Origin of the sequence: Oxynema aestuarii AP17 (genome assembly GCF_012295525.1) — a bacterium.
Taxonomy (GTDB): domain Bacteria; phylum Cyanobacteriota; class Cyanobacteriia; order Cyanobacteriales; family Laspinemataceae; genus Oxynema; species Oxynema aestuarii.
Genome location: NZ_CP051167.1, coordinates 5,112,649 through 5,135,856 on the forward strand (window position 1 = coordinate 5,112,649; position 23,208 = coordinate 5,135,856).

At 52.5% G+C, this 23,208-nt stretch carries 20 protein-coding genes; 10 read left to right on the top strand and 10 right to left on the bottom strand.

The window, feature by feature from the left end; translation table 11 throughout:
* Positions 1–13 precede the first annotated feature (13 nt).
* The 3 genes from HCG48_RS20420 to rpmI form a co-directional block, all read right to left on the bottom strand.
* Entirely contained in the window at positions 14–964 is a 951-nt protein-coding gene (locus tag HCG48_RS20420) for a transporter substrate-binding domain-containing protein (protein WP_168570812.1), read from the bottom strand.
* Positions 965–978: 14 nt separating this feature from the next.
* Positions 979–1,329 carry a 50S ribosomal protein L20 gene (gene rplT / locus HCG48_RS20425; protein ID WP_168570813.1) on the bottom strand — a complete coding sequence of 117 codons (351 nt, stop codon included), beginning with the start codon at positions 1,327–1,329 and terminating at the stop codon, positions 979–981.
* Positions 1,330–1,447: 118 nt separating this feature from the next.
* A complete protein-coding gene (rpmI, locus tag HCG48_RS20430) occupies positions 1,448–1,645 on the bottom strand; it encodes a 50S ribosomal protein L35 (RefSeq protein WP_168570814.1) in 198 nt (65 codons plus the stop codon).
* A 396-nt stretch (positions 1,646–2,041) separates the two neighbouring features.
* On the opposite strand from rpmI, the gene HCG48_RS20435 reads away from it, so the two are divergent.
* Positions 2,042–3,160 (top strand): tetratricopeptide repeat protein, encoded by a 1,119-nt coding sequence (locus HCG48_RS20435; RefSeq protein ID WP_168570815.1) that lies wholly within the window; start codon positions 2,042–2,044, stop codon positions 3,158–3,160.
* 192 nt (positions 3,161–3,352) lie between these two features.
* Here the strand turns inward: HCG48_RS20435 and HCG48_RS20440 are convergent, their stop codons facing one another.
* The 4 genes from HCG48_RS20440 to pgl all read right to left on the bottom strand — a co-directional run bounded on the left by HCG48_RS20440 (position 3,353) and on the right by pgl (position 6,856).
* On the bottom strand, positions 3,353–4,264 hold the full coding sequence (locus HCG48_RS20440) for a PRC-barrel domain-containing protein (protein WP_168570816.1): 912 nt from the start codon (positions 4,262–4,264) through the stop codon (positions 3,353–3,355).
* Between the two features lie 206 nt (positions 4,265–4,470).
* Positions 4,471–4,932, bottom strand: coding sequence for an FHA domain-containing protein (locus HCG48_RS20445; protein WP_168570817.1), 462 nt, complete (start codon positions 4,930–4,932; stop codon positions 4,471–4,473).
* A 258-nt stretch (positions 4,933–5,190) separates the two neighbouring features.
* The gene (locus tag HCG48_RS20450) at positions 5,191–5,958 is read right to left on the bottom strand and encodes a double zinc ribbon and FHA domain-containing protein (protein ID WP_168570818.1); all 768 of its coding nucleotides are present in this window, start codon (positions 5,956–5,958) and stop codon (positions 5,191–5,193) included.
* A 166-nt stretch (positions 5,959–6,124) separates the two neighbouring features.
* The gene (gene pgl, locus HCG48_RS20455) at positions 6,125–6,856 is read right to left on the bottom strand and encodes a 6-phosphogluconolactonase (RefSeq protein WP_168570819.1); all 732 of its coding nucleotides are present in this window, start codon (positions 6,854–6,856) and stop codon (positions 6,125–6,127) included.
* A 104-nt stretch (positions 6,857–6,960) separates the two neighbouring features.
* Here pgl and HCG48_RS26700 point away from each other — a divergent pair, with 104 nt between their 5' ends.
* The 9 genes from HCG48_RS26700 (at position 6,961) to argH (ending at position 18,329) form a co-directional block, all read left to right on the top strand.
* Positions 6,961–8,301 (top strand): TIGR04283 family arsenosugar biosynthesis glycosyltransferase, encoded by a 1,341-nt coding sequence (locus HCG48_RS26700; protein WP_168570820.1) that lies wholly within the window; start codon positions 6,961–6,963, stop codon positions 8,299–8,301.
* A 173-nt stretch (positions 8,302–8,474) separates the two neighbouring features.
* Positions 8,475–9,296 carry a hormogonium polysaccharide biosynthesis protein HpsJ gene (gene hpsJ-B, locus HCG48_RS20465; RefSeq protein ID WP_168570821.1) on the top strand — a complete coding sequence of 274 codons (822 nt, stop codon included), beginning with the start codon at positions 8,475–8,477 and terminating at the stop codon, positions 9,294–9,296.
* Positions 9,297–9,407: 111 nt separating this feature from the next.
* Complete coding sequence (locus HCG48_RS20470; RefSeq protein ID WP_168570822.1) at positions 9,408–10,280, top strand: glycosyltransferase family 2 protein; 873 nt, start codon at positions 9,408–9,410, stop codon at positions 10,278–10,280.
* A gap of 687 nt (positions 10,281–10,967) precedes the next feature.
* Positions 10,968–11,750, top strand: a complete 783-nt coding sequence (locus tag HCG48_RS20475) for a DUF502 domain-containing protein (RefSeq protein ID WP_168570823.1) — start codon at positions 10,968–10,970, stop codon at positions 11,748–11,750.
* A 27-nt stretch (positions 11,751–11,777) separates the two neighbouring features.
* Positions 11,778–12,407 carry a transcription antitermination factor NusB gene (gene nusB, locus HCG48_RS20480; RefSeq protein WP_168570824.1) on the top strand — a complete coding sequence of 210 codons (630 nt, stop codon included), beginning with the start codon at positions 11,778–11,780 and terminating at the stop codon, positions 12,405–12,407.
* A 389-nt stretch (positions 12,408–12,796) separates the two neighbouring features.
* Positions 12,797–14,422: a signal recognition particle-docking protein FtsY gene (ftsY, locus tag HCG48_RS20485; RefSeq protein WP_168570825.1), complete on the top strand. Its 1,626-nt coding sequence runs from the start codon at positions 12,797–12,799 to the stop codon at positions 14,420–14,422.
* Between the two features lie 536 nt (positions 14,423–14,958).
* Entirely contained in the window at positions 14,959–16,446 is a 1,488-nt protein-coding gene (locus HCG48_RS20490) for a GAF domain-containing SpoIIE family protein phosphatase (RefSeq protein ID WP_168570826.1), read from the top strand.
* Between the two features lie 72 nt (positions 16,447–16,518).
* The gene (locus HCG48_RS20495; RefSeq protein ID WP_210437092.1) at positions 16,519–16,764 is read left to right on the top strand and encodes a hypothetical protein; all 246 of its coding nucleotides are present in this window, start codon (positions 16,519–16,521) and stop codon (positions 16,762–16,764) included.
* Between the two features lie 167 nt (positions 16,765–16,931).
* Positions 16,932–18,329, top strand: a complete 1,398-nt coding sequence (gene argH, locus HCG48_RS20500; protein ID WP_168570827.1) for an argininosuccinate lyase — start codon at positions 16,932–16,934, stop codon at positions 18,327–18,329.
* A 410-nt stretch (positions 18,330–18,739) separates the two neighbouring features.
* Here argH and HCG48_RS20505 read toward each other — a convergent pair whose 3' ends face one another.
* The 3 genes from HCG48_RS20505 to HCG48_RS20515 all read right to left on the bottom strand — a co-directional run bounded on the left by HCG48_RS20505 (position 18,740) and on the right by HCG48_RS20515 (position 23,035).
* On the bottom strand, positions 18,740–19,294 hold the full coding sequence (locus HCG48_RS20505; RefSeq protein ID WP_168570828.1) for a hypothetical protein: 555 nt from the start codon (positions 19,292–19,294) through the stop codon (positions 18,740–18,742).
* Between the two features lie 144 nt (positions 19,295–19,438).
* Positions 19,439–20,569, bottom strand: a complete 1,131-nt coding sequence (locus HCG48_RS20510) for a HEAT repeat domain-containing protein (RefSeq protein WP_168570829.1) — start codon at positions 20,567–20,569, stop codon at positions 19,439–19,441.
* 171 nt (positions 20,570–20,740) lie between these two features.
* Positions 20,741–23,035, bottom strand: coding sequence for an O-linked N-acetylglucosamine transferase, SPINDLY family protein (locus HCG48_RS20515; protein WP_168570830.1), 2,295 nt, complete (start codon positions 23,033–23,035; stop codon positions 20,741–20,743).
* Between the last annotated feature and the right edge of the window lie 173 nt (positions 23,036–23,208).

Sequence of the window (23,208 nt, forward strand, 5' to 3'; positions counted from 1 at the left end):
GGGGCATGGCGCGTCAATTTGAGATTTGAGATTTGAGATTTGAGATTGTTAATTTCCAAGGTTCTCCTGAGCCATTGTCTAGCTTGCGCGATCGCCCGAACCCGGGGAAGCGGGAAACGAAAGCGGCGAAGGGACGCGGGATCCACCGTTCGGCGTCGGTCTGGGTGGGGGGGAGTGCGCCGACGGGTAAACCCCAGTATTCGGCCCGTTCTCGCAGCCACCCGTCTCGTTGCCATCGGGCGATCGCCCCGTTGACCCGGGCGTGCAGTTCGGCGTATTGTTGGCCTTTGGGCATGACCACGGCGAGGGGTTCCGCAGACAGTTGCACCGGAAGGCGGAAATAGTCGGCATGGTCTTGGGTCCACCCTGTCAACACGGTTAAATCCCCCGCAAAGGCATCCGCCTGACCTGTTTCGAGGAGGGACAGCGCCCCTTGATAGGAGGAAACCCCGATGAGCGTGGCAGAGGGTAAATGGTAGCGAATGGTGGCGATGCTGCTCGATCCTTCTAAAACGGCGATCCGTCGATCCTGCAAATCGGCGAGTTGTTGGAAGCGGCGATCGCGCGCGACCAAACTGGTACCGTCGATCGAGTAAGGGAGGCTAAAGCGAACGACCCGCGATCGCGATTTCGTAGCGGTAACTTGGGCGATCGTCAGATCTACGGAACCGTCGAGAACCACGGCGAGGCGATCGCGGTTGCGGACGGGTCTGAGTTCTAGGTCATCTTCGCTACCCAACCATTCCTCGGCCAACTTGCGGGCCAGATCGATTTCAAATCCTTGTAGGGTTCCGCGATCGTCTTGAAATCCCAGGGGGCGAACGTTGTCTTTAACGGCGACGATCAACTTACCCCGCTTCTCGATCGCCGCAAATTCTGCCGCTTCCGTCGTCGCGATTCCCGCCAGCAAGAGAAAGGCAAAAGAAACGGCAAATCCTAGTATTCTTTTGCCTTTGACGCTCATGACGGCACTCGCCTTTATGCTTTCGCCGCCAGTTCCACCACTTTCGCGAAGGCGTTGGGATCGACCGCCGCGAGTTGGGCGAGCATTTTGCGGTTTAAACCGATGTTGGCTTTTTTCAGTTTGCCGATCAATTGGCTGTAGCTCATCCCCTGTTGTCGGGCCGCCGCGTTAATCCGCGTAATCCACAGACGGCGAAAATCGCGCTTGCGCTTGCGGCGATCGCGATAAGCATTGCGCAGGGCCTTCATTACCTGCTGGTTGGCAGTACGGAAGAGTTTCGAGTGGGAGCCTCGATACCCTTTCGCCATCTTCAAAATCTTTTTACGACGCTTGCGCGCCACATTACCGCGTTTTACCCGGGTCATGACTCGTTTCCTTTGACGTTACAAATTCGATCGGGGAGGGGGTTGGGATCTCGGAGGATGGCGATCGCCGTTCGCTCTAGGTTAAAAGGCTTTGCCGTGCCATCCGAGGGAGAAAAATTTACAGATTCGGCAGCATCAAGCGCACGTTTTCAGCGTCGTTTTCATGAACTGGAGACGCTTTCGACAGGCGGCGCTTGCGAGTGGCGCTCTTGTGCTGCAGCAAGTGATTTTTGTAGGCTTTGCGACGCATCAACTTGCCGTTGCCAGTGACTCTAAAGCGCTTTGCAGCAGCTTTGCGGGTTTTGATTTTAGGCATCGACTTTACTATAAATTCGGCACGATCTACTAATTTACTATCTCCGGTTCCTTTTAGCAAGACAGGCGCCCTCGGTCGGACAACCTGCTCGAAACCTCCTCGAAACCCGATAGGTTCGCTTAGCGTCTCCCCAGGAGAATCGCGCCGTGCAGAGCGCTCCCGAGAGCAGTTCGACGGCGATCGTCCCGACGGACTGGTACCGGGAGGGAGTTGTCACTCTTTTTTTCAACCCGATTTGGCCGGAGGTTTCGACGCCAATCTGACTTGGAGCGATTTAAGCTTGAGAACCTTAAAATAGTAGCATTCGGGGAAGATTTTGAAAAGCTTCGATCTGATAAGTGCTAATTGAAACCTTTTCCCTCTCTCATTTAACTTTAAACTCCCACGAGCGATCGCATGATTTCTATTGAAGATATTGCAGACGCTTTAGAACAAAAAAACTATCGCCATGCTGCACGATTGTTGAAAACCTTACAGCAAGAATCGCCCCGCCATCCTTGGCTGAAGTTTTATATCGGGCGTTATTACGAAGAAACGGGAAAATTAGAAGCTGCCGAAAAAGCCTATCGATTGGTTTTACGTCAAGCGAGTCAACCGAAAATACTCGGTCAAGCTCGCAGTGCTTTGCAACGGATCGAAGCGATCCCCCAACAGCGTCGAAAAGACGAAATTGCGAGAGCGAAAGCCGATCCGAGCTTACGCGAACCCGGCATTTTAATTTTGGAGCCGATCGATCCCGCCGTCCGCAAAGAAGCCGCCCAAGCTTTTGCGAAAATTATGCAAATTCAAGCGTACTCCGCGCGGCTGATTTTACCGACGCGAACGTGGCGATTTTATCGCACTGGGGCGATCGGCGAATTGCAAATTTTAGTGCGAGAATTAGCTCGGGTCGGTATTGATTCATTTTGCGTCACCCTCGCTCAAATTCAACAAGTCCGCGTGTTTAGAGTCAGTTATATTCAGTCCGTTTCTCCTCAGATCGCTTTAGTATGTCAGGACGAAAACGATCGCGCCGGACAGTTGAGTTTTCATTGGAGCGAAATTAGCGCGCAAGTTCTGGGAAATTTACCCATTTTTAAAGAAGTTGCCGTCGAAAATCATCGTAAAACTCAGGTGAAATACAAGCAACAAACTCACGAATATATGGGAGTTTACGACTGGCATATTCCCGGGCGATCGTGCATCGTTCGTTTATGTCAAGACAGCTATCAATTCGATCGCGCCATTCCCCTCAATCCCGCATCAAACTCCGGATCGAAACCCGGTAAAGTGATGCAGAATATCGATAACTTGAGTACGCATTTAAAATGGCAAAATCTTCTGAAATTTTTCCAATCTCATCTAGGCGACGTCAAAAGTTGGAGTGATTTTACTCCTTTTGCAGAAACGGCGATCGACGAAGCCGATTTACTCGATCGCATCCCGCATTATGTCGATATCTTTCGCTTTCGTCCCACAGTTTGGGACCCGGCCTTTCATCTGTACAGTAGTCTCGCTTTTATTAAAGCTCATTAGGCGAATTAAGCAATTGAATCGGCGTGAGGCGATCGCCCTCGCTCGTATTGAAGGAGATAGTATGTATCCGATTGAAACTAAGCGGTTCGCCGCTTAAGATCTTAGCGATCGGGGATGTCGCACTCGGGTTTAAGCTCAAAAACTCAATTCTCAAATCTCTCCCCCGTCGTCCATCCCCTCGATTCACTCAGTTTATGAGTTTTGAGCGCCCGGGGGCGTTTCCGCATCGGGAGAAGGCGAGTTTTCTGTGGTTTGCGCTTCCTCCGAGGGGCGATTCTCCTGGGGAGACGCTTCGCGAACGCCGCGATCGGTCATTTCCGAGAACTTTTCCTGTGCTTGTTTCGCCCGTTCTTTGGCTTCGGCGCTCAAATGTTCCATCCCTTCGCGCGCCGTTTCTCCGACCTGTCCGGCGCGATCGCGGGCTTGTTCTGCAAAAGATTGTGCCCCTTCTTGCGCCTGTCCCGCCACTTCTTGTACCTTACCTCTAGCTTGTTCGGACAGATTTTGAGCGCCTTTAATTAACCCTCTTAAATCGACGAGGGTTTTATCGTAATCTTCCTGAAAGAGTTCGCCGACTTTATTGAGTTTTTTACTCATTCCTTCGGTGTATTCTTGAGGAGTTTGCACCGCACTATCGGAGACAATCACCCGCTTCGATCCCATACTGACGATATCTTCAGGGGAGAGCAAATAGGTATCGCCGACGATCCCGCGCCAACCGCTCGACTTAAATAAATAGCCGACCACGATACCTGTTTGAGTCGCAAATAGATAATCGACTAACTGACCGACTTTATTGCCTGCATCGGTCCACACTTCCTGACCGACGAGGGTATCTGACGGTTGGGGACTGTCCGGTTCGACGCGGTTTTCGTCGAGACTGACCATCAAACTATCGGCGCCGATCGTTTGAATTTCACCCCAAGTGAAAAAATGTTTTTGGCGACCGAGAAAGCCAGATTTACAGGTCAACCCGACGACTTGATTGGCTTTAGAATCGAGCCAGAGTGCTTCGACGCGCCCGACTTCCTCGGCGGTGGCGCGATCGAGGACGAGGCGGTTGAGTAGTTTGGTGCGTTCGACGATCTGTTGTTCTATGTTCACGATATATATTCCTCAGTCTCAGAAAGTATAAAAAGCGGACGATCGCCTCGAACGAATCCCAGGTGAAACGACCGAAGTCCGAACAGACATCGCTGCTCGTGGAGGGCGATCGCGCGGGGTCGAGTTCGACAAAGAAGAACTTCCGGTGATGAGAATCGCGATCGCCGAGTCACCCGCCGACCATTTCCATCGGACGCGATCGCCCCCTAGCCTTCTGTCGGAGAAGGGATGACCGTCGAAGGCGTTTGCATGGGAGTTTTACTCGGTTGGGTAATTTCATCCTCGTGAGTGGAATCGGTTTCGAGAAGCGGATGGGTATCCATCCACTCCTGAACCACATCTTTTTCGGGATGTACTTTCGGCGCACACCGTCCCAAATGAATTTGCAATCGAGGACCCGAGCGAGCGAGGCGAACCACCACCCCATCTTCTACAGGAATATGACTGATACTCGTTCCCTCTAGGTAAGTCCCATTGGTTCCGAGATTGATCAATTCCCATCGATCGCCGTAACGCCGTAACTCCACGTGATGTCTGGAGACCACCGCACTGTAAAGCACGACATTATTCTGACGCGATCGCCCGATCCGAATCATGGATTCATTCTCAAAACTCCAACTTTTGATCGGAGTCGCTTGATGTGGATGCAGCAAAGTGAGTGTAATCACAGGAGCCTCACTGTTGACGTAGGTACACCATTGACGGCTTTAGCCCGGAGAATCCGTTCCGATTCTCAATTTTTCAGGGAAATCTGTTGCTCGACTGGCACCTATCCTAACCCAATAAGCTTACTCCTTGATTGTGGCTCAGACACCCTCTCCGGAGAGGTTAGATCCCCGAGAACCGACCTCTCCTTGGATTCAGATAGGTACGGCGCCATGGAATAGATGGGGCAAACCGACTCGGAGCGTCGCGACGGCGATCGATCAAGAGAGTTGGAAAATCAACGACACCAGATCCCCTTTCCCCAGGGAAATGCGATCGCCCGCCCGCAAGCGATGGCGATTCCCTTTGGGCAAAGGCAAATTATTAATGTAAGTGCCGTTAGAACTCCCTACATCCTCAATATAAAACGCATCCCCTTCCGTGCGGATATCCGCGTGAACCCGAGAGACAATTTCTGAATTGGGGAATCCCGAAACATCGATATCCGGCGGAATCATATCGTTCGGTTTCCCAATGTGAATGACGCTCAATTGCGAGGGCAATTCCATCACCGTATTGGTCTGCACGTGCAGCAAGCGGGCCGTTTGCGGCTGTTGCAACTGAGTCGCCGAACTGGCAGTCGCCGGAGTCGGCGTCGGGGCGGGGCTCGGCGTCGGCGTCGGGGCGGGGGTCGGCACCGCTTCGGGGGCTTGCGCTTCGGCTTCCGAGGTCATGGCGATCGGTTCCGCTTCCACTAAAGGTTCGGGTGCTTCCAGATCCGGAACACTCACCCCGGCGCCCGACTCGGGAGCGGTACCCGGAGCAGAAACCGCCGTCGGGGGAACCTCTGCCGCCTCCGCCGCCGTTCCTTCCGCACCCGCCGATTCTTCTTGAAGATTGTGACCGCATTGACCGCAAAAGGCCGCATCAGTTTGAACCGTGGCGCCGCAGTTGGGACAACTCGTGGTGGCGGGTAAAGGCGTGTAGCAAGCCTCGCACTGGGTGGCACCTTCGGGGTTTTGGTGGTTGCAATTTGGACAGACGATCATGGCAGTGTTTCCTTAATCTCCACACAATCCTAGAAGAGGTTGATTCGATCGCGCGAAATTAGCGCTTAGATTTTTATATTACGAAGGCGATCGCCGCCCGGGCAGTACGGAAAATCGAACTCGCCGCAATTCGCCGCCACTCCCGGCAGCCTCGATCTCGTCCCCGTCAGCCTACACCGAGGTTCCGTCCGGCGGCGTCGTCCAACAACCACCACAATTGACCCTCGCGCGGTTGCACGAAACGGGCGGGATAAACGAAGGGATTCGCTTCCGGCGCAAAAATGCGATCGAGGGCCTCTTGTTTCCCGGCGCCGGAAACGAGGAACAGTATGCAACGGGCCGCATCGATCGACGGTACCGTAAACGTCAGACGTGCCTGACCGTCCTTGTTGCCGACGGTTACGAGGCGATCGCGCACCTGGAGCGCCTCCGTCCCGGGAAATAAAGACGCCGTATGGGCATCGTCGCCAATACCGAGCAAAATTAGGTCAAATTTGGGGAAAGTCCCGGATTCAAGCTCAAAAAAGGCTTGTAACTCTTGTTCGTAAGTGCGGGCATCGACGGCGGGATTGGCCGCTCCCGTGGGCATCGGATGGATATTCTCTGGGGGCAAAGGGACGCGATCGAGCCACGCTTCGCGCGCCATGCGTTGGTTGCTGTCGGGGTGATCTGGGGGGACGTAGCGCTCGTCTCCCCAAAAAATGTGGATCTTGTCCCAGGGCAGGGCTTCCTTGGCTAAGGCTTCGTAAAGGGGTTTGGGGGTGCCGCCTCCCGCGAGGGCGATCGTCGCGCGATCGCTCCGTTCGATCGCCGTTCGGATTTCACTGAGAACCCGCTCGCGCGCCCGTTCGATCAATGCTGTTTTATCGGGCAGAACTTCCACGTGCTTATTGTTCATAGCTACTGGTGCTTGCTACCGTTGTTTAATAGAAATTTTAGAGGGGTATTTGCGATCGCCCCGGTAATCTTTCTTTCTCTTTATCCGCTCCGCTTGCCTTTGTCATGATTTCGTCCCCCGTTCGTCGCGATCGCCTCGTCATCTTTACCCGCTATCCCCAACCGGGACAGACGAAAACCCGTCTGATTCCCGCCCTCGGACCCGAAGGCGCCGCCCGCCTCCAACGCCAGATGACCGAACTGACCTGCGATCGCGCCCGTCAACTGCGCGCCGCCGGAGTTGGCGACCGACGCGACCTCGACATCGAGATCTGCTTTACGGGAGGCGATCGCCAAGGGATGCAACAATGGCTCGGCGACGATCTGCTCTACAAAACCCAAGGAGACGGCGATCTCGGCGATCGCCTCGCCCGCGCTGTCGATCGCGCCTTCGCCAGTGGAGCCGAGCGCGTCGTCGTCGTCGGCATCGACTGTCCCCACCTAGAAACCCCGATCCTCCAGCAAGCCTTTAGCGCCCTCGATCGCGCCCCCGTCGTTCTCGGCCCGGCTCTCGATGGCGGCTACTACGCGATCGCCGTGCGCCGTCCCTGTCCCCAACTCTTTGAAGGCATCGCCTGGGGAAGCGACAAAGTTTTTCAGCAAACTATTGACAAATGTAGCGATTTATGCATTAAACCCGCCTTGCTGCCCCCATTAGCAGACATCGATCGCCCGGAAGACCTCGATCGCCTGCCCGACCCCCTGGGACGGACGCTGCTGGCGAAAATTTCTACCATTATCCCCGTTCTCAACGAAGCCGAGCGCGTCCGCGACACCCTCGCCAGCGTCACCCGTGGAGCCAACGTCGAGGCGATCGTTGTCGATGGAGGCAGCCGAGACGACACCCCGGCGATCGTCGAAAGCACGGGCGTGCGACTGCTGCACTCTCCCCCCGGGCGCGCCCTCCAGATGAACGCAGGCGCCCGCGCCGCCACCGGGTCGATCTTGCTGTTTCTCCACGGCGATACTCGCTTACCCTCCGGTTTCGAGACCGTCATCCGCGAAATTTTAACCCGTCCCGGCGTCGTCGGCGGGGCTTTTCCTTTAGCCATCGACAGCCAACAACCGGGTTTGAAACTGCTAGCAACGGTGGCGAACTGGCGATCGCACCTCTGGCAGATGCCTTACGGCGATCAAGGCTTATTTGTCCCTCGGGAGATCTTTTGGGACCTGGGCGGATTTCCCGAACTGCCGATTATGGAAGATTACGAATTCGTGCGGCAATTGCAACGGCGCGGGCGGATCGCGCTCGCCCCTACTCCGGTGCAAACTTCGGCCCGACGGTGGCAACAACTCGGGGCTTTTAAAACTACTGCGATCAATCAGGCGATCGTTCTCGGCTATACCTTGGGGGTCTCGCCGGAGCGATTGGCGCGCTGGTACCGACAATCCCGCGATCGCCCCTAAAGAAGGATCTTGAGCAGTGGCACCGTCACCTCTTAAGATCTTAAAGTTGAAGTCTTCAACAGAAAACAACCATCGAGCAGGGGATCGTCGATGTCCGATCGCGGCGATCGGGCAAGAGGACGAGCAAAAGAAAGTTAGGATAGGCTATTTATCGGAAAACATTTTAGAAAATCATGACTCCACAATCTTCGATCGCGGCGATCGCCCTTAAAGTCGTTGGCGTAGTTTTAATCCTATCTTCGATTATCGACTACATTACCCTCGCCATTCCCGTACAACTGCTCGAACGACAGTGGCAACTCGGCTATACGACGCAGATAGTCGATCGCGGCGTCATTCCCCTCGTCGCCTTAGTGTTCATTTTTACGGGATATTGGATTAGTAGCAACGAAGGCGGCGATCGCTCTTCCCCGGGTTCAATCGCCGACCTGCGCTTCTGGGCTTTATTATTTTCTACCGTCTTAGGGGTCATCTATTTATTGCTGTTTCCCCTCCACTTAAACAACGTCCGACTGGAACGGTCGGCGACCCTCACGGAAATCGCCCAACAAGCCAATCAAGCGGAAGAACAGTTGCGAGGACAACTCGAAAATCCCCAATTTCAACAAGAAATCGGTCAGCGACGCGAAGCGCTCAAAGGACAGTTGAGCCAACTGCTCGAAGACCAAGGACGACTCGACCAAGCCCTGGAAAATCCCGACGTCCCGGACGACGAGAAGCAACTGCTCCAAGAGTTTAAAGACAATCCCGGACAAATCGATGCTTTTCTCGACGAACGCCTCAGTACCGAAGGATTCCGCGATCGCCGTCTGACCGAAATTCGCACTCGCCGTCAGGACCTCGAATCGGAAGCGAAAACCCGATTTGCCAAATTAGCCGTACAAACTGGGATTAGTAGCTTGTTGTTATCCGTCGCCTACAGTGCTATTGGCTGGAGCGGGTTAAAAAATATGGGATATCTCCAAGGGGGACGGCGCAAGCGCGCTGGTCGGTAGTTTTGCCTTCTCCGGGGGGGTGATACTCGCCAATTGCAGCCAGTCACTCGGATTTGGCGAGTCAACCCCTGTTAAAGTTTGAAACCCTTTGCCCCCAATGGCCTCGGCTGAATGTTTTCAATTTATATCCTCACGCATAACGAACAAATCGATATTGCGGCTTGTATCGAGTCGGCGATGCTCTCCGATGACATTATTGTGGTCGATTCGGTCAGTAGCGATCGCACCGTCGAAATTGCCCGTCAATATCCCGTGCGCGTCGTCGAGCATCCTTTTGAAAGTCACGGCAAACAACGGACCTGGATGCTGCGTTCTCTCGAAACGAAATATGAGTGGGTTTACATCCTCGAAGCTGACGAACGGATGACCCCCGAACTTTTTGAGGAATGCGTGCAAGCGATCGAGAAATCGGAGGCGATCGGCTATTACGTCGCCGAACGGGTGATATTTATGGATCGTTGGATCAAACACTGCACCCAATATCCTCGATATCAAATGCGATTATTTCGCAAAGATAAGGTTTGGTTTACCGATTACGGTCATACGGAACGGGAAGTGTGCGACGGACCGACGGGGTTTCTTAAGGAGACTTACCCCCACTACACCTGTTCTAAAGGCTTCAGTCGCTGGATCGAGAAACACAACCGCTATTCCACCGATGAAGCGGCGGAAACGATCGCCCAACTCGATCGGGGTCAGGTGTCTTGGCGCGATCTGTTCGGCGGCAGATCGGAAGTGGAACGGCGCCGCGCCCTCAAAGATCTCTCCTTGCGCTTGCCTTGGCGTCCCTTTTTGCGGTTTATTTACATGTATATCCTGCTCGGGGGCTTTCTGGACGGAAAACCGGGCTTCGCGTGGTGTACCTTGCAAACTTTCTATGAATATTTAATTTTGCTCAAAGTTTGGGAACGGCGACATCAACCCCCGGTCTCGGCTGAGAGCGCCTCCTCGTCCGAGGGGGAATCGCTTCGTCCTTCTCCTTAGCGAAGGTAAATCTAACGGTCGATTCGAGGCGATCGCCTCCCCGAAGTACCCAACGGGCGATCGCGATCCCGGCTTTCCAGGGGTTGCGATCCCCGTTCTTGATAAAATGACATTTATATCAATGTCACCAACCCTGCTAATTGTGCAACAATTCTTTACAATTAAGTTAAATCCGTCAGCACCCCGCTCTAAATTAATGGGGCTTCGTGCCTCTCCTTTAGTAGGGGCGTTTCGCGAAACGCCCCTAAGCCCTTTGAGGGCTACGTTATCGGTAAGGGTTAAAGCTCCTAGCTTGGGATACGTCGCCAGTCCCCTGCTCTAGAACCAAACCGTTAAACCGTCTTACGAGGGGTAAGACAGTGCGGTTTGGAAAGTACCGACCGATAACATTGGCGAGGCGCTATGACGCCGTGTACTTTAGGCGACTCCGGCTAACAGGAGCGAGGGAAAAGTGCACCTCTTTTCGCTCCCCCACGAGGGGACGGCGGTTAAAACCGCCCGTGTCGTTTTTCCTCCCTGTGCTAAAGCGACAGGGCTTCCAAACAAGAGCGAAGATTTTCCGTGAGTCAGTACGTCGATAAGGTGCGGCGGGGGCAGACAGATCGACCCCAGATCGAGCAGGAAACCAAGTAGAACGAGACGCGATCGCGCGACGGAACGGGCCATCAGAAGGAGAGTGGGCGAGCAGTGATCCAACGCTTCAAACAAGACTTAAAAAACGACCTGATAGCAGGGCTGCTAGTTGTCATTCCACTAGCAACGACCATCTGGCTGACGATTACGATCGCCCGATGGGTGATCGACTTTTTAACGAGCATTCCCAAACAACTTAATCCCTTCGACGGACTCGATCCCTTACTCGTTTACTTCCTCAACTTAGGGGTGGGACTGGCCGTTCCCCTGTTTAGCATTCTCCTGATCGGCTTAATGGCGCGCAACATTGCCGGACGCTGGCTGCTAGACTTAGGAGAGCGTCTCCTGCAAGCCATTCCCCTCGCCGGATCGGTCTACAAAACCCTCAAACAACTACTCGAAACCCTCCTCAAAGATTCCAACGAGAAGTTTCGACGGGTCGTTTTGGTCGAGTATCCCCGACGGGGAATTTGGACGATGGCCTTCGTCACCGGAGCGCTGGGAGCCTCGGTACAACAACAACTGAACTCCCACGTCCCCAACGGTCCGATGCTGAGTATTTTTATTCCCACCACCCCCAACCCGACTAGTGGATGGTACGCGATCGTTCCCGAACGAGACGTGGTTAACTTGTCGATGTCCGTCGAAGATGCATTTAAGGCGATCGTTTCGGGAGGGATCGTCAATCCCAATCCCAGCCCGCCCTTACCCTTACCCCCGTCGAAACAGAAAAAATTAGACCCCCTACACGCCGAACAGAAACCACAGGAGATCGCGACTTCCGACGTGCCATCGGAGTTGGAAGACTACTCGCCAGAGCAAGAAGAATATATCTAATTACTAGAGGTTCAAGCTAAACCCACCATGCAAGCCCGCCGAATTGCCCGCGAACTGGCTCTGTTGAGCATGAGTCAGCTCAGTAACCGCCCTGAAAAACTCTCCGCTCAAGAACTCGAAGATCTCCTCCTCGCTGCCGTTCGGGCGTTGACGAACGAAGTCCACGACATCCTCGAAAATGCGGCAGCCGAACTCAAGCGAGGCAGCGATCGCCTACTCAATAGCGAACTACAAGCCACGGGGGTTCAAAGCTCCCGCACGATGGTTTACGACGCGATCGAACTGACCCAAAGCGCCGTCAATCGGTTGGGGATGGCGATGGAGTTGCCCGAGTTTATCCAACTGACCAACCGTCAAGAAGTCCGCGCCTACGCCCTCGAAATCCTTTCCGTGATTCGCGACAACCGCGATCGCATCGACGAGACGATCGCCGCTTCTTTGGTCAACTGGCAGTTAAATCGCCTACCGCGCATCGATCGCGATATCCTCCGCGTCGCCGTCGCCGAAATGTTTTATATCGGGACTCCCGATCGCGTCGCCATTAACGAAGCGGTAGAATTAGCCAAACGCTATAGCGGCGATGACGGTCATAAATTCGTCAACGGCGTTTTGCGCCGGGTTAGCGATCGCGCTAAAGAAGTGAGTCATAAAGGTTAACTCATGGGGGCTTTGGGGAGCGATAAGTCCCGCGCTCTACCCCAAAGGTGAGCGTCGGCATATATTGGATGCCCTGCCCTTGTCGATTCCCCACCCGGCGGCAAGGGCAAAGCCCTAGAATGAGGGCGATCGGACCAGCAACCCGTAGCCATAGCTTGTGGTAATCTAACAGAATAGAGGAGCATCGGGGACTCTGGGGAAAGGAAATTGCCTGTCAAGTCGGTCTGTCGGGGGTCGATGACCTAGACAAGTGGCGTGGGACAGGAATACCCAATCGCGACGTTGGGAAGCCCGCGCTGTTCCCACTGTAGGCGTAGGGAGGATGTCACTATTTCTGTACCTAGACCTTCTGTACCTAGACCTCGACCATCGGCATTCAGGACAGTGTAATGGTTTTCAATTGGTTTCGCCGTCAGTTCGACGATCGCGCTCAAAAGTCTGAAGCAAAAACAACGGAATCAGAGCCAGCTCAACCCGAAGAAACAACCCCCTCGGCGGAGGAAGAATCCACCGATGAGGAAGAGGTCGATTATTTGACCTGGGCTAAAGCTGCCTATAAGAATATTCAGCAACAAAAAGGCGTTTCGACCGAACCGGAACCGGAAGCGGAACCGGAAGCTGTCGAAGCGCAATCGGAACCGGAACTGGAACCGGAAGCTGTCGAAGCAGAAGCGCAACCGGAACCGGAAGCGGAACCGGAAGCTGTCGAAGCGCAACCGGAACCGGAAACGGAACCGGAAGCTGTCGAAGCGCAACCGGAACCGGAAGCGGAACCGGAAGCTGTCGAAGCGCAACCGGAACCGGAAGCGGAACCGGAAGCTGTCGAAGCGCAACCGGAACCGGAACCGGAACCCGCACCCACCTCATTTTTGGCTCGGGCCGAAGCCGAACGCCAAAGCCGCCTGCAACGAGTGGCAGAAAGTGCGGTGGAAGTGGTCGAAGAAGAGGAAGAATTTGAGGAATCGGCAGCCGCCCGAGAAATTTGGCCGACTCGTCATCCGGAATTGGCGTTTGACGAGGGCTTTTTATGGTCTGCTGAAGTGTTGGCGGCGCAAGGACGGCGCCCGGACGAGATTTCTGTCGAAGAGATTACCTGGTTGCAGAAATTGCGTCAGGGACTGGATAAGACCCGACGCAGTTTGATCAATCAACTGCGGGCGATCGTCGGTCAAGGCCCACTCAACCGCGATGCGGTGATGGAAATCGAGGCGGCGTTGTTGCAAGCGGATGTGGGGATTGCGGCGACGGACTATATTATCGAAGCGCTGCAAGAGAAAATGCGCGAGGAAGCGCTACCGCCGGATCTGGCGATCGCCTATCTCAAACGCATTATCGGAGACTTGCTCGATCGCCCGACCCAGGAATTAGAAAAACCGTTTTTAGTCCCGGAAAAAGACCGTCTCAATATTTGGTTAGTGACTGGGGTCAACGGAGCCGGAAAAACGACGACGATCGGCAAAATTGCCCATTTAGCGAAGAAATCGGACTATAAATGCTTGATTGCGGCGGCGGATACCTTCCGGGCGGCAGCCGTCGAGCAGATGAAAGTCTGGGGTCAGCGCAGTGGGGTGGAAGTGATTGCCAATCCGGGTAAGAATACGGATCCGGCTGCGGTGGTGTTCGACGCGATCGCCGCCGCCCAATCCCGAGGAACCGAACTGCTGATCGTCGATACCGCAGGACGGTTGCAAAACAAGAAAAATTTGATGGACGAACTGTCGAAGATCCGCCGGATTATCAATAAAAAAGCCCCGGATGCGATCGTCGAATCCCTGTTAGTTCTCGATGCTACCCTCGGACAGAACGGCTTGAATCAAGCGCAAGTCTTTTCCGAAGCCGTTAACCTCAGTGGAGCGATCTTGACAAAACTTGATGGAACTGCTAAAGGTGGGATCGCGCTCGCTGTAGTGCAGCAGATGAATTTGCCCATCCGCTTTATCGGTGCTGGGGAAGGAATAGAAGACTTACGGCCTTTTTCGAGCTATGAATTTGTCGAAGCTTTGATTAGTGGCTAATAGGGCATTCTAACTTCAATCCAAACCCATTTAAACGGGGGCTAGGCTCGCCTTGATTGCCTTTTTAGAACCGGGTAGGCGAGCGCTCGCCCCCGTTCGATTATTCCTCTCTCCACAGGGGCGATCGTCTATCCTATGGGAGTGTGGAAAGTCGGCGATCGTGTGGGATTGCAAAATGGCAGATTTCCCAATGCCATTCGGGTTAAATTGCTAGAATTAAACCCAATTGTGTGTAGGAGGATCGCCACGATCGCCAAAACGAGCGTTCGCATGTTGGTGGTGAAATCAATCCGCTCTCCCTCAAACCTAACTCTCAAAGGAAAGGAAGGTATGGCATTTGCGATCGTCATGAGGTACACCCTAAAACCGTACATTCCGGCGTCAACTCCGAATCTACTAGATTGTCATTTACCTGACATTTACCTGAAAGAATTGACAATGACTAGAAAGGTTACGGGTAACAATAGTCCGGTAAAGCTTCCCACCTTCGATTTCCTATGTTTTGATTTTCGATAACTGACAAAGAGCTTATTTGAATGACTGCTGTGCCGTTTCCACGACAGCCTTTTGGGTCTACTGATAGTAGTGCCAATCCGAACGGTTCCCCCACCGAAGTGACCCCAGTTTTAGCCCTCAAAGAACTGGTGGCGAGTTTACATCGCGAACAAAATAAAGTTCAAGATTTACTCTCGTCACTCGGGTTTGCACTTCGCAGTTTTAACAACCTCAATCAGTTTTTAGAATTAATTCCCCTCGTCGCCAGCCGCGTCACCGATGCCGACGGTGGGGCGTTGGTGCTGTTCAAGCCGAACGGACAACTGAGATTGCAACGGCTGCACTGTCAGGAAGGTCAGGAATGTCAGGATATCCGACAGGCGATCGAAACGGCGACCCGACAGATGAGTACCCCCGGGGGACAAAACGGATCCCCGACCTTGCCGACGGCCACCCTCGACTATCAACTGAGTAACTATCTCGGATCGGACGTTCACCTGTTCGGAACGGCGATTTTAGTTAAAAATAGCGAACGCGGGCGCCTCTACGTGTTCAGCCGCGATCCGGACTATACCTGGACGACCACCCGCCAAAAATTGGTGCGCTTGGTGGCGGATCAAACGGCGGTGGCGATCGAAAATGACGAACTCTCCGTCGAGTTACGCAAGAAAGAACGCTTAGACCGCGAGTTAGAAATCGGCGCCGAAATCCAACTGCGCTTACTCCCGCGCCAGTGTCCCCACATTGAAGGGATCGAACTCGCCGCCACCTGCAAAACCGCGAATCGCGTCGGCGGCGACTACTACGACTTCATCCCCGCGAGTCACGATTTAGTCGGGCCGAAACACAATGGCGGTAATCCGGCGGAACGCTGGAGTATCGCCATTGGCGATGTCATGGGGAAAGGCGTTCCCGCCGGATTGATCATGACTATGACCCGAGGTATGTTGCGCGCGGAAGTCCTCAACGGTCACTCTCCCGGACGGATTTTGCAGCACCTCAACCGGGTCATGTATAACGATTTGGAGAATTCCAATCGCTTTGTCACCCTGTTTTATTCGGAATACGACCCGAAAACGCGAACCCTGGCGTATAGTAATGCGGCCCACAATCCGCCGTTATTGTGGCGGGCGTCTACGGGTCAGATCGATCGCCTCGACACTCTGGGGATGTTGATCGGCTTGGATGCCGACACGCAGTATCAGGAAGCACAAGTCCAACTCAATCTCGGCGATACGATTATGTACTACACCGATGGGTTTACCGATGCGGTGAACCAACACGGCCATCGGTTCGACGAGGAGAACTTGGTCGCGGCGTTTGAATGGGCCTGCAAGCATTGCCACGGTCCGCAAGCGATTTTAGACTATCTCTTCGATCGCGTCGGCGAGTTTATCGGTCCGCACAACAGCAATACGGATGACATGACGTTAATCGTGATGCAGGTGCGATCGCCCTCGGAAACCCCCGAGGAAGAAGGCGTCAATCCGCAAACCGTGGACGCCGAACCGAGTAGCACCGAAGAATAACTTTTCAGTGGGAGCCGTTGCGATCCATACTGCTATGCAGATGCACATTTTCGCCAAGATGGGGAAAAAATCATGATCTTGCTGCTGCACGGACTCGCGAACGATCTCGCCAGCGCCATTCACTGGGGAGAGTGGCTCTCTGTGTTGAATGGGTCCCACTTTCCCGACGCTTCCGTACTGGCCCAACAGGTGAACGATCCGGATATCCTCGGTCGGATTCAACGCACCTGGATGACGTTTGTCAAAACCGGACAAATTTGGGCGTTTATCATCGGCGCGATCCTCGGCTACGTCTTCCGAGGGATTACGGGAACTTGAACGATTGGGGGAGATGGATAACTGAGGGTTAACGATGGCGACAGGCGCGAACCGAACTCCGTTTTTCACACCCGTTTTCTCCAGAGGAAGCGGGTTTTTACCTATTTTGGGGGGCGATCGCCTCTGAGCGAACAAAAAAAACTCTAAACATTATTTTTGGTGGGAGCATGAGCGAACAAAAAACCTGGAGTCAGCGATTTGAATCGGCCTTACATCCGGCGATCGCCCGTTTTAATGCGAGTATTGGCTTCGATATCGAACTGATCGAATACGATATCACCGGATCCGAAGCCCATGCCAAAATGCTGGCGAAAACGGGCATTATTTCCTCGGAAGAAGGGGAAAAACTCATTCAGGGGTTGGAGCAAATTCGCCGGGAATACCGCCAAGGGTTGTTTAAACCCGGCGTCGATGACGAAGACGTTCATTTTGCCGTCGAACGGCGTCTGACGGAAATTGCCGGAGATGTCGGTAAAAAGCTGCATACGGCGCGATCGCGCAACGATCAAGTGGGAACGGATACCCGGCTTTACCTGCGCGAACAAGTCCGCCACATTCGCACTCAACTGGTCGAGTTTCAACAAGTCTTGCTCGATCTCGCCGAAGCCAACATCGAAACCCTCATTCCCGGTTACACCCACTTACAACGGGCTCAACCCCTCAGTTTGGCCCATCACTTGCTCGCTTATGTGGAAATGAGCGCTCGCGATTGGGAACGCTTGGGAGACGTCTACCGACGCATCGATATTTCTCCCCTCGGTTGTGGCGCTTTAGCCGGAACCACCTTTCCCATCGATCGCCACTATACGGCGAATCAACTCGGGTTCAGTCGCATTTACGCCAACAGTCTCGACGGGGTGAGCGATCGCGATTTTGCGATCGAGTTTCTGACCGCCGCCAGCTTGATTATGGTTCACCTGTCGCGCCTGTCGGAAGAAGTGATTTTATGGGCCTCGGAAGAGTTTAATTTCGTCACTTTGAAAGATAGTTGTTCCACGGGGTCGAGCATTATGCCGCAGAAGAAAAACCCGGACGTTCCCGAATTGGTACGCGGTAAAACTGGGCGCGTTTTCGGCCATTTGCAAGGCTTGCTCGTGTTGATGAAAGGGTTACCTCTGGCCTATAACAAAGACTTGCAAGAAGATAAAGAAGCTTTATTCGATGCGGTCAAAACTGTGCGAGGCTGTCTGGAAGCGATGACAATTTTGTTCCGAGAAGGGTTGGAGTTTAAAGGCGATCGCCTCGCCGAAGCCGTCGCCTCCGATTTTGCCAATGCGACCGATGTCGCCGACTATTTGGCCGCGAAAGGGGTTCCTTTCCGCGAAGCTTATAATTTAGTCGGTAAAGTCGTGAAAATGTCCCTCGCCGCCGGGAAATTATTAAAAGATTTGACCCTCGACGAATGGCAACAGTTGCATCCGGCGTTTGAGGAGGATATTTACGCGGCGATCGCCCCCAAACAAGTCGTCGCCGCGCGCAACAGCTACGGGGGAACGGGTTTCGAGCAAGTCCGGCAGGCACTCGTTCGGGCTCGCGATCGCCTCAATTCCGCCTCGATCGAATAGAGCAATCTAGGGCGGATTCGCCACCGCGATCGCCTGCTTAAAAGGGCAAAAAAGGCGACAAAAATAAGAAGGTGCGATCGTCACATCATCGTCGCACCTTCTTTGTTATTAAAGAAGTTTTCAAAAAAGAGAATTAAACCAGGCGAGGGCGATCGGCCCGCACGACGATCCAGCGTCCACTGACCGGATCGCGATAGGTTAAAAACGGGTTGGAACGGAGTTTTTTATCTATCTGGCTCATCTCAAACACCTCAATCGATCTATGTATTACTATCTTATTAAAGCTTTTTCAAAACGAACGCGATCGCGCGACAAAAGCGAGGGCGATCGAGATCGCTACCGATCGGCGATCGCGATCGCATCCTCTTAATTTTTGGTAACAACAAATACCGCAATCTCAACTCTAAACCCTAAACTCTAAAATCCAAACCGCCCTTTTTTTTAAAATAACTCGCCGCATAATTGCGCTGAATCGGCGTTCCATTCAATAGGTAATCCTTGAGACGATTTTGTCCTTGGATGGTTTCGACTAAATCGAGAGATTCCTCGATCGCCTTTCCCGTGGCGTGATTGGAATCGTTTTCCAACGCCAACATCATCGTATCGACATGATCGACCCCTCCCAAACGACCCATCGATCGCCACGTCTGCCAGCAATTATTATAAGAATCGTAGCGGCGTAACGCTTGTCTCGCTTGGGTTTCCGTGCGTTTTTCCAAAATAGAATAAGCCGCCTGACGGACTTTCCACGAGCGATCGTGCAAGCGTTCGATAATTAAATCCAACCCGTCCGTCCCGCAATTGAGCGCTTCGTAAAGGGCTGCAATTCGATGTTCGACCCGGGGACTCGATAACCGTCGCCGGACTCCTTCAACGCCGCCGAGAACCATCGCACCTCGCGGAACACGATTTTGACCGCCGAGAACCGCATCCGAGGGACTGGGACGTTTGTGGCTGTCTCTCATTACTCTTCGATCGTGGTTTTTTCAATTATACCGAGTCACTTCGATTGAGAAAACGGGCGATCGCGTCATCGGGGCGATCGCCCCGACCTCACTTTATCGCGAGGAGAGGATCGAACAGGCGATCGCCTCCCTTCTCCAACTGAACTACAACAAGCCTTTGACCCCTTTTCCCTGCGTCTCACACGATCGCGGCGACACCTCGCACGGATTCGGCGAATCGTCCAAATTCGGATCGATCTGGCAAATTCCCGGCGACACCTCGCACGGATTCGGTTGCATTTCCTCATCCGGAAGCGGTTTCGTCGGCGGCGTCAGGCGCAAATCTTCCAGACTCGGCAATCCCCGGCAAATTTCCGGTAATTCCCCCTCCTCCATTGTTTCGGGAGCTAACTGACAAATTTCGGGACGCATCCGTTCCGGATCGCTAATTTCATCGCAACTGCGCGGAAAACAACCCTCAATCTCTTCTTTATTCTCCTCTTTAGTTCGCTCGTTTTTATCCAGTTGCGCCAAACTTTCCCAAGCGAAGCCGACTTTTTGGCGCTGTTGGATCTCGGTGAGGCTTTCACTCAAGGGAACCACGTGCGGCGATCCGACTTTTCCCAGCGCAAAGGCGGCCCCGCGACGGACGCGCTCGCTTTTATTTTGCAATGCTTTCATCAATCTAAACTCGGCAGGCTTCCCGATCGCCCGCAAGGCGATCGCCGCGTGGAAGCGCGCGCGCTCGTCCTCGTCGTCGAGTTGCGCCAACAACGCCGGGATCGCTTCAACCGCCGAAGTGCCTATCCCAGCAAGGGCAAAGGCCGCGAAACGGCGCACCTCAACCCGCTCGTCAGCCAGGGCTTCCGTCAATGGCGCGATCGCCGCTTCTCCCACGCGCCGCAGAGCCGCCGCCGCATCTTCACGTACAAATTTATTTTTATCGTGCAATTTATTGACCAGGTCCGGAATCGCCGCCACCGCTTCCGGACCGAAGGAACCGAGGACAAACGCCGCACTACTGCGGATCGTGGCGTCCTCGTGGCGTAACGCTTCTACCAGTTGCGCGATCGCTGGAGACCCCATGGCGCGCAAGCTGGCGATCGCCTGTTGTCGTTTAACCCCTTTTTCCCGTTGAATCGTCTGCAATTGCGCCGCGAAATCCCCATTTTCCGCCGCTTCTAAACGGACTTGTCCGAATAATAATAAAATTGCCGACAGACACAACCACCCCAATTGAGGCGGAATTCTCCATTTAGATTGCAAGTGATTCGATTGCGAGTTAGTTTCCATCATTTTCATCAATTCAACTAAAGGTAAACGATCTCCCTAAGAGCAATTCGGAAATCAGAACGGTTCAGTTATAACAATTGTGAATATATAACAATTGTGAATACGTCAAGTCTGAGGATCGACTACATCTATTAATAACAATTCTCTGAGAGATTGACGGTTCGATCCCGACCTCTATTGTACCCAGTTTTCTCGAACTGTATCGCGATAAAATTGTTCCAATCCCGCCACTCCCGCGCGATCGCCGAATAGGTTAACGCCGTTGCGTTTTATTTTTTCAGCTAGAGAATTTCGCCAATCCGAATTTAATCCCAAACGAACCGCAATTTCTAAATACTCTTGTTCGTCGGCGGCGATCGTTTCCATGCAGTCCAATCTCTTCAAAATACCTGCCGATTGGCGCGATCGCATAAACGACCCCGATCGCGTTACAATTGGCAATCCTAAAGCCACTGAATCTAAGGTGGTTAAAAACCCGGTAAACCCAAATGTATCTAAAGCAACATCGGAAATAGACAGTAAATTCCAATAGTTAGCGTAACTTTGACGGGGTAAAATCTTTCCAAAATTTGCAAACTTTAAGCCGAGGCGATCGAAGGCGCGATCGAGGCGATTGTAAAACTGTTGGGAAATCGCCGAACTCGGATGTCCGAAAAAGATAAATTGCGCGCGCTCAACTTGTCGTGCAGTTTCCGCAAAAATCCAGTCATATTGCGGTAAATACTTAAATAAAGATTGACAAGAAATATAAACGATCGCCTCTTCTTCGACCCCAAACTCCGACCGCGATCGCCTCAACGGTGGAATCGTCGGTTTTGGATAACAGATTCCGATATTGGGTAAACGAATTAACGTTTCCGTATAATGTTTTTGTGCGTCTTCCGGTTCGAGCAGATCCGCCGAAATAAAATAGTCCATTGTCGGCGAACCGGACGTGACTGGATGTCCCCAAGCTGCACATTGAATCGGCGCCAGTCGTAACCCCGCTAACTGCGTCATTGGCGCATACATCCCGATATCGAGAAACACTAAAATATGGAGGCAATCTTGGGTGATTTTGGCGGCGATCGCCTCTAAATTATTCGGAATTTGGTAGAAGCGATCGCTGTACAGTCGAAATAACTCATTAAATTTATCTGTTTTTCGTCCGATATCGTAACAAACTATCTCAAATTGGTCGCGGCTGGCTTCCCGTAACCACCCCAAAAAAACCATGCCTACAGTATGCCATTGCAAGCAACATGATAAATAACCGATTTTTATTTTACCTTCTTGAGTTAGTGGCGGTAGCAATCGCTTTTCTCCCCATTGAGGATAATTAGCTTTCATGATTTGATGGACAATTTCACCGTATTTGCTTTGTATTTTTGTATCGTCTTGTCCTTGATATTGTAAATAGAAGTTAGTGCCACTTCCTATCGCTTGCAAAGCTTCTTTAGTCCTTAACTCGGAAGTTGTTTGAATTTTAAACAAGATTTGATTGAGATTTTGATTGAAGTGGTTTCTACAAGTTTTAATTTGTTCCTGAGACCGATAAAGAATCGGCAAAAGTCTCAGTTTATGCAGTTTTAAAATAAGCGAAGCAGCAAAAGAAGGATTCGCCTGTTCGATCGCCGCGATCGCGCGATCGCTTTGCCCGAAATATTGCAAGCTTAACAAGTAATTTAAGTAAAGATCGAGAGAATGAGGATAGAGATCGATCGCCGTTTGATACAGATTCAAACAATCTTCAATCCGATTTAATGCTTGATAGCAATTAGCGAGAGCTTGATAAGCTTCAATCTCCCCAGTTTGGGTATCTAAATACTGACAAAAATAGGAGATCGCTTCGTTATATTGTTGACGGCGATAAGCGGCAAAAGCAAAATATAAAATAGCCTCATTTGTTTGACCTGTGGCACTCAAGGCGAGGGCGAGATTGTAAATAATATCCGGATCTCTCGGTTTTAATTGTAAAGCTTTTTGAAAAAGGGCGATCGCCTCGTCGGTGCGTTCTCGAATGAGATCGAGATGTCCTAAATTCAAATAAGTTTGATAATGCTGCGGAGCGATCGCGATCGCGCGGCGATAAATATGCTCCGACTGCTCAAATTCTCCCCTTTCTAATAACAGATATCCTAAATGTAGATAAGTTTCGATGGATTGCGAGTTTAAACGGATCGCTTTCCACCCCGCCGCGATCGCGTCTTGCAGGTAGCCGAGTTGACTTAAACTCACGGAAAGCTGATGATAAGCATTGGCATTGTTAGGGGAAAGATTTAGAGAGGTTTCGATCGCTTCTAAGGCGCGATCGTACTGTTGTAACCGTTGGTACAATCGCGATAACTCCAACCACAAATCGGCTGATTTTGGATAAAGTTCGAGTAATTCTCGATAGTTTTTGAGCGCCATCTGTTCGTATCCGGCGCGATCGGCGGCTAAGGCTTGAAGATATAAAGGATCTCTATAAAAATTTAGAGATTGATTCATGGTTTGTCCGGTGATAGTATATATTTATTCTCGACGATCGCAAGACAGGTAGGGAAGCGAATTCAATCGAACGTTTCAATCGGCTAAGCTCTTCAGTTGGCGAATTCTCATGGTCGGGACGGGACCGATCGCCCTATACAATCAGCAGGGGAAGACGGGTTGTCGATCTATTT